Source organism: Flavobacterium coralii, from assembly GCF_019891545.1.
Classification (GTDB): Bacteria; Bacteroidota; Bacteroidia; order Flavobacteriales; family Flavobacteriaceae; genus Flavobacterium; species Flavobacterium coralii.
Window position 1 is genome coordinate 171,093 of record NZ_JAHDIU010000002.1, and the last position, 13,642, is coordinate 184,734.

The 13,642-nt window shown below is 51.4% G+C and carries 16 protein-coding genes and 1 pseudogene; 16 read left to right on the plus strand and 1 reads right to left on the minus strand.

Features of this window, described 5'->3' with window-relative positions; all coding sequences use genetic code 11:
• Window positions 1-11: 11 nt before the first annotated feature.
• Window positions 12-1,136 (minus strand): helix-turn-helix domain-containing protein, encoded by a 1,125-nt coding sequence (locus KJK34_RS03505; protein ID WP_223052475.1) that lies wholly within the window; start codon window positions 1,134-1,136, stop codon window positions 12-14.
• A 54-nt stretch (window positions 1,137-1,190) separates the two neighbouring features.
• On the opposite strand from KJK34_RS03505, the gene KJK34_RS03510 reads away from it, so the two are divergent.
• The 16 genes and pseudogenes from KJK34_RS03510 to traM all read left to right on the plus strand — a co-directional run bounded on the left by KJK34_RS03510 (window position 1,191) and on the right by traM (window position 13,601).
• Window positions 1,191-1,619, plus strand: a complete 429-nt coding sequence (locus KJK34_RS03510; RefSeq protein WP_223052476.1) for a hypothetical protein — start codon at window positions 1,191-1,193, stop codon at window positions 1,617-1,619.
• A 349-nt stretch (window positions 1,620-1,968) separates the two neighbouring features.
• Window positions 1,969-2,679: a hypothetical protein gene (locus KJK34_RS03515; RefSeq protein WP_223052477.1), complete on the plus strand. Its 711-nt coding sequence runs from the start codon at window positions 1,969-1,971 to the stop codon at window positions 2,677-2,679.
• 51 nt (window positions 2,680-2,730) lie between these two features.
• Window positions 2,731-3,585: an AraC family transcriptional regulator gene (locus KJK34_RS03520; RefSeq protein WP_223052478.1), complete on the plus strand. Its 855-nt coding sequence runs from the start codon at window positions 2,731-2,733 to the stop codon at window positions 3,583-3,585.
• Between the two features lie 2 nt (window positions 3,586-3,587).
• Window positions 3,588-4,277, plus strand: coding sequence for a hypothetical protein (locus tag KJK34_RS03525; RefSeq protein ID WP_223052479.1), 690 nt, complete (start codon window positions 3,588-3,590; stop codon window positions 4,275-4,277).
• 134 nt (window positions 4,278-4,411) lie between these two features.
• Window positions 4,412-4,891, plus strand: coding sequence for a hypothetical protein (locus tag KJK34_RS03530; protein WP_223052480.1), 480 nt, complete (start codon window positions 4,412-4,414; stop codon window positions 4,889-4,891).
• Window positions 4,892-5,004: 113 nt separating this feature from the next.
• Window positions 5,005-5,319, plus strand: a complete 315-nt coding sequence (locus KJK34_RS03535) for a DUF4134 domain-containing protein (RefSeq protein WP_223052481.1) — start codon at window positions 5,005-5,007, stop codon at window positions 5,317-5,319.
• Between the two features lie 2 nt (window positions 5,320-5,321).
• The gene (locus KJK34_RS03540) at window positions 5,322-5,639 is read left to right on the plus strand and encodes a DUF4133 domain-containing protein (RefSeq protein ID WP_236937575.1); all 318 of its coding nucleotides are present in this window, start codon (window positions 5,322-5,324) and stop codon (window positions 5,637-5,639) included.
• A gap of 6 nt (window positions 5,640-5,645) precedes the next feature.
• A pseudogene (locus KJK34_RS03545) lies at window positions 5,646-8,115 on the plus strand (TraG family conjugative transposon ATPase).
• 6 nt (window positions 8,116-8,121) lie between these two features.
• Window positions 8,122-8,802: a conjugal transfer protein TraI gene (locus KJK34_RS03550; protein WP_223052482.1), complete on the plus strand. Its 681-nt coding sequence runs from the start codon at window positions 8,122-8,124 to the stop codon at window positions 8,800-8,802.
• A 12-nt stretch (window positions 8,803-8,814) separates the two neighbouring features.
• Entirely contained in the window at window positions 8,815-9,426 is a 612-nt protein-coding gene (locus tag KJK34_RS03555) for a hypothetical protein (protein ID WP_223052483.1), read from the plus strand.
• Between the two features lie 2 nt (window positions 9,427-9,428).
• A complete protein-coding gene (locus KJK34_RS15185) occupies window positions 9,429-9,725 on the plus strand; it encodes a hypothetical protein (protein WP_236937576.1) in 297 nt (98 codons plus the stop codon).
• Window positions 9,726-10,058, plus strand: coding sequence for a hypothetical protein (locus tag KJK34_RS15190; protein ID WP_236937577.1), 333 nt, complete (start codon window positions 9,726-9,728; stop codon window positions 10,056-10,058). It begins immediately after the preceding gene.
• A gap of 43 nt (window positions 10,059-10,101) precedes the next feature.
• Window positions 10,102-11,268: a conjugative transposon protein TraJ gene (traJ, locus tag KJK34_RS03565; RefSeq protein ID WP_262902042.1), complete on the plus strand. Its 1,167-nt coding sequence runs from the start codon at window positions 10,102-10,104 to the stop codon at window positions 11,266-11,268.
• Window positions 11,265-11,888, plus strand: coding sequence for a conjugative transposon protein TraK (gene traK / locus KJK34_RS03570; protein ID WP_236937578.1), 624 nt, complete (start codon window positions 11,265-11,267; stop codon window positions 11,886-11,888). Before traJ ends, traK begins: the two co-directional genes overlap by 4 nt.
• 2 nt (window positions 11,889-11,890) lie before the next feature.
• On the plus strand, window positions 11,891-12,364 hold the full coding sequence (locus tag KJK34_RS03575) for a hypothetical protein (protein ID WP_223052485.1): 474 nt from the start codon (window positions 11,891-11,893) through the stop codon (window positions 12,362-12,364).
• On the plus strand, window positions 12,351-13,601 hold the full coding sequence (traM, locus tag KJK34_RS03580; RefSeq protein ID WP_223052486.1) for a conjugative transposon protein TraM: 1,251 nt from the start codon (window positions 12,351-12,353) through the stop codon (window positions 13,599-13,601). The genes KJK34_RS03575 and traM overlap by 14 nt, the downstream gene beginning before the upstream one ends.
• Window positions 13,602-13,642: the final 41 nt, after the last annotated feature.

Below are 13,642 nucleotides of genomic sequence, written 5' to 3' on the forward strand. Positions count from 1 at the left end.
AAGTAAACCGGCTACTTTTTCCCTTCCGTTTTCTCATACTCCTCCACAAAATATCCGGGTGGCATTCCCGTTTTCTTTTTGAATGCTGTCACAAAGTGCTGCGCAGTACTAAAGCCCGCTTCATCGGCCAGTGCTCCGTTGGTGTATTTACGGATCTGCGGTTCCGCCTTTAACCGCACGATCAGGTAGTCAATCCGTAAGTCATTGATATAGTTAATAAAACTCTTGCCACGACGGACACTAATCACCTTAGAGAGGTACTTGCTGTTAGTGTCAAAAGTTTCGGCGAGTTTTGTCGCGGTAATATCTTTTTTCAGGAAACCGTGCCTGCGCTCGAAACCTTCCAGCTGCCGTACGATGTGGTTGACGATGACCGGATTGATATCCAGCGTGTCGTTGGTAGGGGATTGCGTATCAGTAGGTGCCGGAGGTTCGTTTTTTAATAATTCCTCAAACCGCCTGCGGTACTGTTTGCGCAGCATTTTGTGTCTGTAGAACAAAAACCCGAAACCAAGTACAAGAATGATTATCGTCGCTTTCAATGCCATACTAAGGCCCTGGGTATGGTTCAGTTGTGACTGAATCTGCTTTTTCTCGGAGAGCAGTTCCGTAGTGTCGTATTCTTTATATACTTTCTTGATCAGGTACCGGAATTCCTTACCCAAAACGCTGTCCGCCTGCAGGAGCCGGTCTACATATACCAGCTCCCGGCTGGGCATTTCCTTTTGGTTATAGTACTTTATGAGGTATTCGTAACTGCGCCTGAGATCCGGGCGCAGGAACTTTTTGGTAAGAAAAATGGTATCTACTTTCTTAAAATGCAGCGCCGCCGAATCCAGGCTGCCTAATTCCCAATAGGCTTTCCCCAGGTTAAAATGCGCAATCGACTCATTGGCATAATCCCCGTCTTTCTGTATCTGGGGCAGGGCATAGGTGAGGTGTTTTACCGCAGCTCTGTAGTTGCTTTTTTCCAGCTCAATAACTCCCTGTGCGCTCTCCAGGTAGGGAAGCAGGTCCTTGATACGCAGCCGAGCACTTTCTGTAAATGCCAGCTGGCAGGTTTCTCCTGCCTTTTCCAGGTTGCCGACAAAGGTATAACACACGGTCAGACAGTGTAGTGACTTGAGGTAGGGCAAAGGTTCCTCTTTGTTGAAATACGCAATACATTCATTAAAAAGGGAGATGGCCTCATGGTAATAGCCCAGGTAGTATTTGATTTGAGCGATGCTGTATTTGACCTTGTTCTTCAGGTAATCGTCTTTGGTAGCGACCAGATAGTTATTAGCCGTTACATAATTGTCCAGTGCCATCTGATGGCTGTTGCGCTGGTAGTATATTATGCCCCGCGTAAGGTAGGCATCCCCGATAAGGTCATTGTCACCGGATTGCCGGGCGGCGGCAATCAGGCTGTCGGAGTACACCAGCCGGAGTTTTTCCGGGCACTCGTGCAGCATTTCCCTGTAGGCAAAAACAATCTCAGGCGCATTATTTTCCTGTTTGGCTTTACGCAGGTAGGCTTCCAGATAGGGCTAGGCTTTTTGGGTTCCCTGATACAGATCGATCTGTTGCAGCAGGGCATCATAGGAAAGTGTTTCCGATGGCTGTTGGGCAAGGGCTAGTACTGTGAACAAAAGGCAGATAAAGATTCCCGTGAATTTCATTTTCATAACATTCTTGATATAGCGGTACACTATAGTAAGGTGCATGGGTATTATTGGGAGGCTCTTATCAAATGTAATTTAAACTTTGTTAATAAAAACTTAACAATACGATAAAATTAGGCTGTGGAATTCCCGAATTCCACAGCTGCCATACCGGAATGGCACAGCCAAACTGTTGTAGCCCTTGATGATGTAAAATAGATTTGTCTTCGAATTCAAAGCGAAAGGGAACCTCAAAAATTTCCTTGTTCCGCTCCCCGGGCGAATGGAACTGAATAACTGATTCAGGAACATTAAACGTTACATTATGAAGGTATTTGCTTCACTTACATTATTGCTGATACTGGCGGGTTGCAGCCCTGACGGCATTGCACCTGCACAACAGGAATTATCCGCCCCGGACCTCTTGCATAAAAATGCGACTGCCTTGCCGGCAAACCCGTCCAATCCCGAGGACTTTATCGGAACCCTGTATAGCGAACTGCTACAGGAGTATGAGCTTTTAAACATCAAACCTGCCACCATACCGCTATTGATACAGCAGGGTGAGACGCTTGCCTGGGCCAATGCTGATTTCCTTGCCCTTGATGACCTTTCGGCTTATGATCCGATCGGCGTCGCTGATGTACAGTCCTACCAGAACATCGATGCAGCCGACCTGCGTTCCCATCTTTCTTCCGGGTACAGCACCGTTGCCAAAGACCTTTATGTAGCACTGGCTGCCGAGCTGACGGCGGTCAAAGCCAATGACGGGACCTATCAGGAAGCCTGTGAGGCTATCATGGCGACCGAGGCATTGATTAATGCCGCAACTAACCTTACTGCAACCGAACGCCATGCCATGCTGATGGCGTCTTCCATAATGCGCAATGCCGTATATGAGGACGGGCGAAAAAGGAAAAGGGACCGGGACTGGGAGTGGATGACCGGCCACTATGCTGCCACTGCCAATGCTGCACTGGAATCATCCCCACAAGCCTTACTACTGTCCTTTGTGACCGATCTGTATAACGACTGACTGTTGCTCCCGGAGGTTCGCTTCCGGGTTTTTTATTAAAAAATTACTGCCATGGTGCTGATTACAGCTTTTATGGATACCGGAGTTCAGGTACGCCGCCTGCAATTGCGAGGCGATGCTTTTACGCTGGCTTTTCTCTACGGGGTGCAGTATTTCCGTTACCACATCATTGTGGTAACCGAGGGACAGCTTCAGATAAACAGCGATACTCAAGGCTTAAAAGCCGTAGCGATGGATGTCTGTGTAGTACCGCCGGACAGTTATATGAAAGGTGCAGGCGGACAGACGGTAATGGTCTGGCTTGTCCGTTTTACCGAAACCTACCTGAGACAGACACTCTATACTGCCCGCAACACTACACTTACCGTGTTGCTGGAGCGAGAGGAACTGTATTGCCTCAAAGCCGATGAATTCCACTTTCAGGTCATCTGCCAGTTGCTGTTATTGCTGGAGAAACACCAGAAGCAGGGCACATCCCAGCTCGCCGAAACTATTACAACCCTTACTTTTAACCTGCTGCTGAACTGTTTGTTGGAATTGCGGGAGCATACCGGATCCCGGTTCACGAATGCTGTCAAGCGTAAAGAGCAACTGACCATCACCTTTCTACGCCTTGTGGGACAGCAGGCCGGCATGCACCATGACGTTGGCTATTATGCTGATGTACTCTACATGACGCGGGGCAACCTGACCAAAACCGTGCGGCAGGTCACCGGAAAAAGCCCGAAGGCACTAATTACGGAAGCCCTTGTCCGTCTGGCAGAGGAACTACTGGACGGCAGCGAAGCACCGGTCTACGGTATTGCCGAGGCGCTTCATTTTGGTTCCTCGTCTGCCTTTGTCAATTTTTTCCGCCACCACACCGGGCTAACCCCTGAAGCCTACCGTAACCGAAAAAACCGATAGCCATGAGTACCGCGCGCACCTATTCACTGGAATGGCTGGATGCCCTGATCTCGGTCACCCTTAATCCCGCACGGCCGTACCGTAGGGAACTGCGCGCGGAGGATATTGCCCTTTTGCTGGAGAAGGTTTCCGTGGAAAGCCAGCAGGTGGAGCACGAGCTCAACGATAAGGTATTTGCCCTTTATAAAGACAGCCAGGTATGCCATCTCGTCCAAAAATACCATACCGCCCTGACCCACCTGAAAGAACAGGCTATGGGCTATCTAAAGGGGGAGCCTGCTGCCGGCTCTGACCCGTTTAGGGAACTGGAGGAGCGTATCGTGAGCTCCCTTAGTACCCTACTTACGTTTATTGAGCAGCGCTATTCTAATTACCTGTCGCCATCTCAGCAGGACACACCTGAACACCCCGCAACTCACGCAAAACCATCCCTAGAGCGCATGAAGATACTTTGTAACCTTTCCGGTGACCAGATTGCGCTGATCCTGCGGGCTGCCGACGAGGCCCAGGTGCTTAAAGCCCGCTCGATGAATGCCGTCTTCAAAGCTATAATCCCGCACCTGGCAACTGCCCAGCGTAATGAACTTTCCGCCGATGCCATCCGCAGTAAAGCCTACAATCCCGAGGAACCGGACCGGGAAGCGTGCATCAATGCCCTGCAAAATATGATACGGAAAATTAAGGACTACTGAGGAACAACTTGGGGCACAAGTGAAAGTTGTTCTTTTACAGGCCAATCCCAACATGTAATTTCGGTATTGTAAAATGAGTTTAGCGGTGTTGCCGCAATGAAGATGATGAATGTTGAACGAAAAAAACAACGCTTATGTTTACGGAAATTACATGGGCTGCCTACCTGAGGGTTACAGCCGCCGCACTTTTTATCTACTACACCATCCTGCTGCTGAAATTTTACTTTCCGCAGATCAGGGCCGCCGTCGGTGCAGGTGCACCTTTCCATTCCATGGGAAATCCGGGCCCGGCCGAGCCCAACGCCACATCCGCCATTATGGAGGGCGGGGGCAACCTGACCCCGACAGGGGAATTCCAACAGCCGGTTACCGATTATGAGATTATCGAGGAACTGGTAGACCGTGTCAAAAAGAAGCTTATAGAGGCTTTTGAGAGCAAGGCAGACCAGCAGACCGTAACAAACGGCCTGAAAGCCATCGTAAACGATTATCCCGTCCTGGGCCAATCGACCTTCCGCCCCTCAATTAACGAGTTTATTGCCACGGAAAGCCAGCAGCACGGTTTCACCTTTATGAATGAAACGCTGGCCGAAACCCTTTGGCAGAAAGCATAATCATAGCGAAGGCTATACCCCTGTTCGTCCCGCAGCAGTAAGAGGAGGTGACAGAGAGAAGGGATGGCAACGGCGGATGGCCTTCGCTTATTTTCCACTAAAAATCTTCCGTTATGAAAACATATATCAACAGGGCACTACCGCTGTGCGTATTGGTTGTGGTGCTGGGATTCCCATATACTGCCTTTGCGCAGGACGGGGTTGCCGGTATCAACGAGGCCAACCAGCAGGTGAGGAGCTATTTTGATGCGGGAACCGACCTTATGTATGCCGTAGGCGCCATACTGGGGCTGATCGGCGCGGTAAAAGTCTATCAGAAATGGAACGCAGGTGATCCGGATACCGGAAAAGTGGCGGCCGCCTGGTTCGGCAGCTGTGTCTTCCTGGTCGTAGTGGCCACGGTTATCCAATCCTTTTTCGGGATCTGATCATGGGCAGCCTGTACAAAGTCAATAAGGGGATCAACCAGAGCATTGAATTTAAGGGGCTTAAGGCACAGTACATCTGGTACCTCGGCGGGGGCGTCATCATTCTGATGATTGTGTTTGCTGCCCTCTTTATCCTTGGTGTTCCCTCGCTGGTCTGTGTAGGAATGGTAGGGATACTGGGCACCGTACTGGTCGTCAAGATCTATGCGATGAGCCGCAGGTACGGCGAGCATGGCATGATGAAAGCCCTGGCCCGGAAACAGCTTCCCAAAATGCTCAAATGCTACAGCCGCAAGGCTTTTATGCAACCATCCAAATAATATGTCATGGAGAAAACAATTGAACAACTGCTGCCGCTTCTGGATGTGCGGCAGGGCATCATCATATCCAAACAGGGCGATGCTACCCTGGGGTTCCGTGTGGAGCTGCCGGAGCTCTTTACCTTATCGGATCCGGAATATGAGGCCTTCCACCAGGCATGGCTGAAAGCCTTCCGCGTGCTGCCTAAGCATACCGTACTGTGCAAACAGGACTGGTTCATACACAGCGGGCATACCCCGGATTTTGCAAAGGAGAGTTTTCTGGACCGCAGCAGCGAGCGCTTCTTTAACGAGCGCCCCTTCCTTGACCACTGCTGTTATTTGTACCTGACCAAAAAACCGGCCGACAGGAAAAATGCGACCTCGCTGTTTTCCAGCCTTACGCGCCCTTCGCTGCTTCCCAAAGAAACACTGGGGGCACAGGCCCTGCAGGATTTCAGGGATGCCTGCGGGCAGTTCCAAAGGATATTACAGGACAGCGGCTTTGTCAGAATGTTTCCCTTAGGGGATAACGATATCTACAGCGAAACCCATAAAGTGGGGCTTTTGGAACAGTACTGTACCCTGAGCAAGAGCAAAGGAGAGTACCTGTACGGTGATGTCGCCTTTGATGAAGGGCTTTTGATCAACGGGAAATACGCCCAGCTGTATACCTTGGGGGATGCCGCGAACCTGCCCTCACTGTGTGGCCCAAGAATTACCTACGACCGTTATTCGACCGACCGCACGCCTTTCAGTGTGGGGTTTGCCTCACCGCTGGGGCAGCTGCTTTCGTGCAACCACCTGTACAGTCAATACCTGTTCTTTGAGGACAGTGCCAAAACGCTGCAACGCATGGAAAGCAAAAGGCTCCGCCTGCAATCCCTTTCGGCCTACAGCCGCGAGAACCTGATAGCCCGGGATGCCACCAATGATTTCCTGAACGAGGCCATCAGCAAACAGCGCCTCCCGGTAAAGGCACATTTCAATATACTGGTGTGGACCGACCGGAAAGAGGAGCTGAACGATTTGAAGAACAAGGTCTCTTCAGCCCTTGCCCAAATGGATGCCGTGGCCAAGCAGGAGACCGTTGGGGCGCCACAGATCTGGTGGGCAGGCCTGCCGGGCAACGCCGCGGAATTTCCCATGAACGACACCTTTGACAGCTTTGCCGAACAGGCCTGTTGTTTCCTTAACCTGGAAACCGGCTACCGCAGCTCTACCAGTCCGATGGGCATCCGTCTGGGCGACAGACTGACCGGACGTCCCGTGCATGTGGATATCAGCGATGAGCCTATGAAAATGGGCATCTGGTACCAACCGCAACAAGTTCATACTCGGTCCTTCCGGCAGCGGCAAATCCTTTTTTACCAATCACATGGTTCGCAGCTATTACGAGCAGGGTACCCATGTGGTACTGGTGGATGTGGGGCACAGCTACAAAGGGCTTTGCGATATGGTGGGCGGGTACTACTTCACCTATGAGGAGCACAACCCCATCCGGTTCAATCCTTTTTATATCGGGGAAGGCGACCGGCTGGATACCGAGAAGAAGGAAAGCATCAAGACCCTGCTGCTCGCCTTGTGGAAAAAGGATACGGAGACTTTCCGCCGCAGCGAGTATGTGGCACTTTCCAATGCGTTGCAACTGTATTACGAGAAACTGGATGCTGATCTGGCGCTTTTTCCCGGCTTTGACTCCTTTTACGAATTCCTGCGGGATGATTTTACCGCCATACTGGAACAGGATAAGGTGAAGGAGCGCGACTTTGATATCGGGAATTTTCTGTATGTGCTGCGCCCTTACTACCGGGGCGGTGAATTCGATTACCTGCTGAATGCTACGGCCAACCTGGAACTGTTGCAGGAACGCTTTATCGTATTTGAGCTGGACAACATCAAAGACCATCCCATACTATTCCCAGTGGTGACCATCATCATCATGGAGGTGTTCATCAGCAAGATGCGCAAGCTGAAAGGGATACGAAAGATGATCCTGATTGAGGAGGCCTGGAAGGCGATTGCCCGTGAAGGCATGGCCGAATACATCAAATACCTTTTTAAGACAGTGCGTAAATTCTTCGGGGAAGCCATAGTGGTGACCTAGGAAGTGGAGGACATCATTTCTTCCCCCGTGGTCAAGCAGGCAATTATCAACAACAGTGATTGCAAGATCCTGCTGGACCAGCGCAAATACCAGAATAAGTTTGACCAGATACAGGAACTCCTGGGGCTGACCGAAAAGGAAAAGGCACTGGTGCTCTCAGTCAATAAGGCCAACGACCCCGACAAAAATTATAAGGAGGTGTTTATTTCCCTTGGCGGGGTACTTTCCAAGGTCTACCGCACCGAGGTTTCCCCGGAGGAATATTATGCCTATACCACCGAAGAAAGCGAAAAGGTCAGGGTGCATCAATACGCCGCCCGATTCGGCGGGGATGTGCGCCGCGGCATTGCGGCCCTGGTGCAGGAACTACACGAGAATAAACCTAAATGAAACGCTATGAAAACAATTGCAAAAATAATGGTGTGCCTGTTGCTTCTCAGCAGCATCGAGGCGCGCCCGGCGACCTCCGCACCGCCCATACTGGCTTTGATTCGTGAGGCCGTGGTCAGGGCCATCAAGGCGATGGACCTTAAGATACAGAAACTGCAGAACAAGACCATCTGGCTGCAGAACGCCCAAAAGGAAATCGAGAATACCCTTTCGAAGGTAAAACTGGATGAGATCTCCGACTGGACCAAAAAACAGAAGGAACTGTACCAGGAGTATTACGATGAGCTCAAAGCGGTCAAGTCCATTATCACCCAGTACCAGCGCATCCGAGACATTACCGACAAACAGGCCCGCCTGCTCTCGGAATACCAGCGCGGGTGGCAGCTCTTCCGGGAGGACGAGCATTTTACAGGGGATGAACTCGATTATATGGAGCAGGTATATAGCGGCATCCTTGCCGAGAGCCTTTACAACATGGAGCTGATCTTTTCGATTATCGAATCCTATACCACCAGCATGAGTGACGCCCAGCGCCTGGAACTGATCAATGAGACAGCGGACCAGATTGACCGCAACTACGATGACCTGAGACGCTTTAACGGGCAGAATGTGCTTCTGAGCCTGCAACGTGCCAAGACCTCGAAAGAAGTGGAGCAATTACGCAGGTTGTACGGCAGTGTACACTAAAACAATACCACGATGAAAACACTATTGACCATAACCGCCCTGCTGTTGTCCTTTGTACTGGTTGCGCAGTCAAGCCGCGACCGGGTTATGCTACAGCAGATCGCAGCCCTTAAGACCTATGGGAGTTACCTGAAAAAAGGCTACCGTATCGCCCGTGACGGGTTAAATTTTATCGGAGACCTGAAGGATGGCGAGCTGAACCTGCACAGCCTATTTTTTGAGGGGTTGGATAACGTAAGCCCTTTTGTGCAGGATTACCCCAAAGCAGGTGCCATTGTCACGCTGAACACGCGTATTACGGAGCTACAGGAAAAACTTTCCGGCCAGCTTGACGATGCCCTTTTCTACGGTAATGAGAAAGACTATATCCGAAGGGTCATCGCGCGCGTGTTAGAGGGTTGTGCTGATGACCTTGAGGAGCTGGAAGCCGTGCTCTCCCAAAGCGGCTACACAGCTACTGATGCCGGGCGCATTGACCGTATCGACGCGCTTTATGCTAATACCGAAGACCGCTATCGGTTTGCCCGGGACTTTTACGATCAGTGCATGCTATTGGTAAACGCCAGGGCACGCGAAGCCCGAAACGTGCGACAAAGTGAACGCCTGTCCAACCCAAATCCATAATTATGAAAGCACTTCGAAAACTACTGTTTGCCAGCTTAATGTTTTTAATTACCGTCCAGGGCAACGCCCAGGTACAGGAACTCAAGCAGCTCGCACTGAATATCGAAAAACTGGCGCAGTTCAGGGCCATACTCAAAGACATGAAGGAAGGCTATGAGATACTGAGCAAGGGGTACAACACCGTAAAGGACCTGACACAAGGGAATTTCGACCTGCACAAGACCTTTTTGGATGCCCTGCTGCAGGTCAGCCCTGCGGTACGCAATTACAAAAGGGTGGGGGAGATCATCGATTACTAGGTGGAGCTGGTTGGAAATTCGGGCCGCCACCGCAACAAACTGCAGTCCAGCGGGCTTTTTGCCCCAGACGAACTCGACTATTTCGTGCAGGTATACGACCGAATCTTTAGGGAGAGCCTGCGCGATCTGGAAGAGCTGACGGCGGTACTGACCGCCGGGGAGCTGCGCATGTCGGATGAGGAACGCCTCGCGGCCATCGACAGGATCTATCTGTCGGTACAGGACAAATGCCTTTTCGTAATGGATTTCAATTCGCAGACCGGGATACTCGCCCTGCAACGCGGCAGGGAAGATGTGGAAGCCCTCAGGTTACTGACCCAAACCAACCCTTAAACTGATTGTTATGGCTATTAAATGTCAAAATAAACTATGGGGCATGGCAGCACTACTGCTGCTTCCCGCTGAAGGCTACAGCCAGTCCATGGCAGAAGAGATGAACGGCCTTCACAGTGTGCTGGACCAGCTGTACGATGAGATGATGCCTTTGTGCAGCGACCTTATCGGGATATCGCAGGGTATTGCGGGGTTTGCGGCTCTGTTCTATATCGCCTCAAGGGTATGGCGGCACCTGGCCAATGCGGAGCCCATCGATTTCTATCCGCTGTTCCGTCCCTTTGTGATTGGTTTCTGCATTCTTTCCTTTCCGCTGGTCATTGCCATTATCAACGGTATTATGAAACCCGCGGTCAGCGCTACCGATAGTATGGTGGAGAATTCCAATGCCGCTATCGAGGAGCTGCTACGCCAGAAGGAGGAAGCTATTAAGACCACCGATGCCTGGCAGATGTACGTCGGGGAAGACGGCAGTGGCGACCGGGAACGCTGGTACAAATATACCCACGAGGAGGATTCCGGATCGGGGGAAGGGCTGATCGAGAGCATTGGCAACGACATCAAGTTTGCCATGGCCAAGGCTTCCTACAATTTCAGGAATTCGGTCAAGGAATGGATGAGCGAGATATTGCGTGTCCTTTTTGAGGCTGCGGCCCTGTGCATCGATACCCTGCGTACCTTCCAGCTGATTGTCCTGGCGATACTGGGACCGCTGGTATTCGGGCTGTCTGTCTTTGACGGCTTCCAGCATACCCTGACCGTTTGGCTGGCCCGCTATATCAACGTATTCCTGTGGTTGCCCGTAGCCAACATCTTCGGAGGTATCATCGGCAAGATACAGGAAAAGATGCTGCAGGTCGACATTGCACAGGTCAACGAGTACGGTGACACCTTTTTCAGCAGGACCGATATTGCCTACCTGGTCTTTATGATCATCGGTATCATCGGTTACTTTACCGTACCCTCAGTCGCCAATTACATCGTACACGCCGGCGGGGGCGGGGCTTTTGGACAGAAAGTAACCAGTATTTTCGGGGGTACTGCCACAGCTGCAGCACGTACCGCCTCCATGGGTGCCGGTATGGCAGCCGACGGGCTTGGGGATGCTGTAGGCAGGATGTCGGGAAGCTATTCCGGTCACGGGAGCAGCGGCCCCTATTTCGATAACGACAATTATATGAAAGATAAAGTAAAAGGTAATGAATCATGATGTTCACAAAAATTGACAACCTTGAAACCGCCTTCCTCCATGTAAAAACCTTTACCATGGTGGTAGTGGTGGCCAGTGCCCTGGTGAGTGTCTTCGCCCTCTACCAGAGCTATACAACGGTACACCGCCTGCAGGATAAGATTTATGTGCTGGCCAACGGCAAGGCCATTGAAGCCTATGCTTCGGACCGGAGGGACAATATCGCGGTGGAAGCGCGCGACCACGTGCGCAATTTCCATCACTATTTCTTTACCCTTGACCCGGATGACAAGGTCATCCGTGAGAACGTGGCAAAGGCACTATACCTGGCAGACAACTCAGCAAAACGGGTGTACGACGACCTTAAGGAAGGCGGGTATTACTCCGGTATCATCTCGGGGAACATCAGTCAGGGCATCACCATGGACAGTATCGTGGTGAGCCTCGAGAACTATCCCTATTACTTCCGCTGCTATGCCAAGCAGCAGATCGTCAGGCCGACCAGTATACTCAAGCGCAACCTGCTTACTGAAGGTAACCTGAGGAACGTATCGCGCAGCGATAACAACCCGCACGGTTTCCTGATCGAGCGATGGCGTACCCTGGACAATAAAGATATTGGTACCGAAAACCGCCAGTAGCCATGAAAGATAAAAATGAAAATAAAAGAGTCAGGCCCAGCCTGCTACAGCAGCTATATGCGTTGCGGCTCCGAACGCAGCTGGCCTGGGTGGAATGGATGGAAGCCAAGGCAGCCCGCCTTTCCCGAAAAGGGCAGTACCTGTCCTTAGGCCTTTTTATAGTCGTATCCGCAGGCTTTTGCACACTGATGCTCTTCGGAGGCCTTGGCAATATACTAGGTATTACAACAAAAGCGGATGCTATCCGCAGTGTTGCTGCCCCGCGGATCAGCAGCCCCAAAGTGGCACCTGATGATTCCGTGCTGCGGGAACGGCTAGCTATTTTCCATCACTACTGGGACAGCCTTTCAAGAAACGCATCCGGACGAAAGACCCGCGACAGTTTGGTGCAGGCCCGGCCCGGATTGCTCGACAGCATTCGCATAGGCGAACAATTAATCGCAACTCAAAAACACGATTCTGATGAAAAAAAATGAACCCGCACCGATGCGCAGGAAAAGAAAGATCCTCTGGCTCCTGCCGCTTTTACTGCTTCCCTTTACCACGCTCTTCTTTTGGGCTATGGGAGGGGGAACACCGACCACTGCCGAGGGACAGCCCAAACGCGGCTTTAACCTGAAGCTGCCTGCTGCCAACCTGGAAGATGAAGCATCCTTTGACAAGATGCAGTATTATGACAGGGCTGCTCAGGATTCCAACAAGATCAATAACCTGAGGAAAAAAGATCCGAACTACTCGTATGACACCCTTAACGAAACGACGGATTCGGTTACCGGGAGCAGGCAGCGCAGCGGGCTCTCCATAAGCAATTTCCAAAGCCCTCAGGAGAAAAAAGTCTATGAGCGCCTGGAAGCACTGCAACGTGCTGTCAGTACACCTCCCGAAAACAAAAAAGCACCACCTGCTGAAACCTCTGTTGAGCTACCTGTAGCCACTAACAGCCAGAGCAGGGCATTGGAAGAGATGCTGCAATCCATGGAAACAGTATCGGAGCCGGACCCCGAACTGGCACAGATAGGAGGTATGCTGGAAAGTATACTGGATATCCAATACCCCGAGCGCGTGCAGCAGAAACTGCGAGAGCAGTCCAAAAGCAACAGGGGCAGGGTTTACGGCATTGCCACACAGCAAGAAGAGCAGGTGGTATCCAGCATAGCACCACAACAGTCACATAAGGTCGCCTTTGCACCCACTGCTCTCCATACCGGTTTCTACGGCCTTGATGAAGTGACCACGGAAACCGTTCAGAATCATGCGGTATCGGCTGTCATTGCCGAGACACAGACTGTGGTCAACGGCGCTACGGTTAAAATGGAACTGGCCCAGGAAATCTACATTAACGGTCAGGTAATCCCGAAAGGCACTTTTGTGGTGGGTACCGCTTCCCTGAAAGGGGAGCGCCTGACCATCCAAATACAGAGCATCCGACACGGCAATTCCTTATTCCCGGTGGAACTGGCCGTTTACGATCTGGACGGGCTAAACGGTATTTACATACCCGGAGCCATCAACAGGGCCGTTGCCAAAGCCTCGGCAGACCGCTCCATGCAGACCCTGGGGGTCACCACCCTGAGTGATTCCTGGAGTGCGCAGGCGGCAGGTGCCGGTATTGAAGCGGCCAAGGGGCTCTTCAGCAAGAAAGTGAAGCTGGTGAAAGTGACCCTTAAAAAAGGCTACCGTATCCTGCTTAAAGATGAAAAACAAGACGAGTAATCCAAATAATCAGACTATGAAGACAACGTTTATTTTAAGAT

Bases quoted from the DNA above. Each gene is read 5' to 3' on its own strand.
- KJK34_RS03555 (WP_223052483.1), top strand. From the start codon at position 8,815: ATGAAAACACTATTGACCATAACCGCCCTGCTGTTGTCCTTTGTACTG.
- KJK34_RS03540 (WP_236937575.1), top strand. From the start codon at position 5,322: ATGGGCAGCCTGTACAAAGTCAATAAGGGGATCAACCAGAGCATTGAA.
- KJK34_RS03535 (WP_223052481.1), top strand. From the start codon at position 5,005: ATGAAAACATATATCAACAGGGCACTACCGCTGTGCGTATTGGTTGTG.
- KJK34_RS03530 (WP_223052480.1), top strand. From the start codon at position 4,412: ATGTTTACGGAAATTACATGGGCTGCCTACCTGAGGGTTACAGCCGCC.
- KJK34_RS03515 (WP_223052477.1), top strand. From the start codon at position 1,969: ATGAAGGTATTTGCTTCACTTACATTATTGCTGATACTGGCGGGTTGC.
- traJ (WP_262902042.1), top strand. From the start codon at position 10,102: ATGGCAGCACTACTGCTGCTTCCCGCTGAAGGCTACAGCCAGTCCATG.
- KJK34_RS03575 (WP_223052485.1), top strand. From the start codon at position 11,891: ATGAAAGATAAAAATGAAAATAAAAGAGTCAGGCCCAGCCTGCTACAG.
- KJK34_RS03510 (WP_223052476.1), top strand. From the start codon at position 1,191: ATGGTAATAGCCCAGGTAGTATTTGATTTGAGCGATGCTGTATTTGAC.
- KJK34_RS03520 (WP_223052478.1), top strand. From the start codon at position 2,731: ATGGTGCTGATTACAGCTTTTATGGATACCGGAGTTCAGGTACGCCGC.
- KJK34_RS15185 (WP_236937576.1), top strand. From the start codon at position 9,429: ATGAAAGCACTTCGAAAACTACTGTTTGCCAGCTTAATGTTTTTAATT.
- traM (WP_223052486.1), top strand. From the start codon at position 12,351: ATGAAAAAAAATGAACCCGCACCGATGCGCAGGAAAAGAAAGATCCTC.
- traK (WP_236937578.1), top strand. From the start codon at position 11,265: ATGATGTTCACAAAAATTGACAACCTTGAAACCGCCTTCCTCCATGTA.
- KJK34_RS03550 (WP_223052482.1), top strand. From the start codon at position 8,122: ATGAAAACAATTGCAAAAATAATGGTGTGCCTGTTGCTTCTCAGCAGC.
- KJK34_RS03525 (WP_223052479.1), top strand. From the start codon at position 3,588: ATGAGTACCGCGCGCACCTATTCACTGGAATGGCTGGATGCCCTGATC.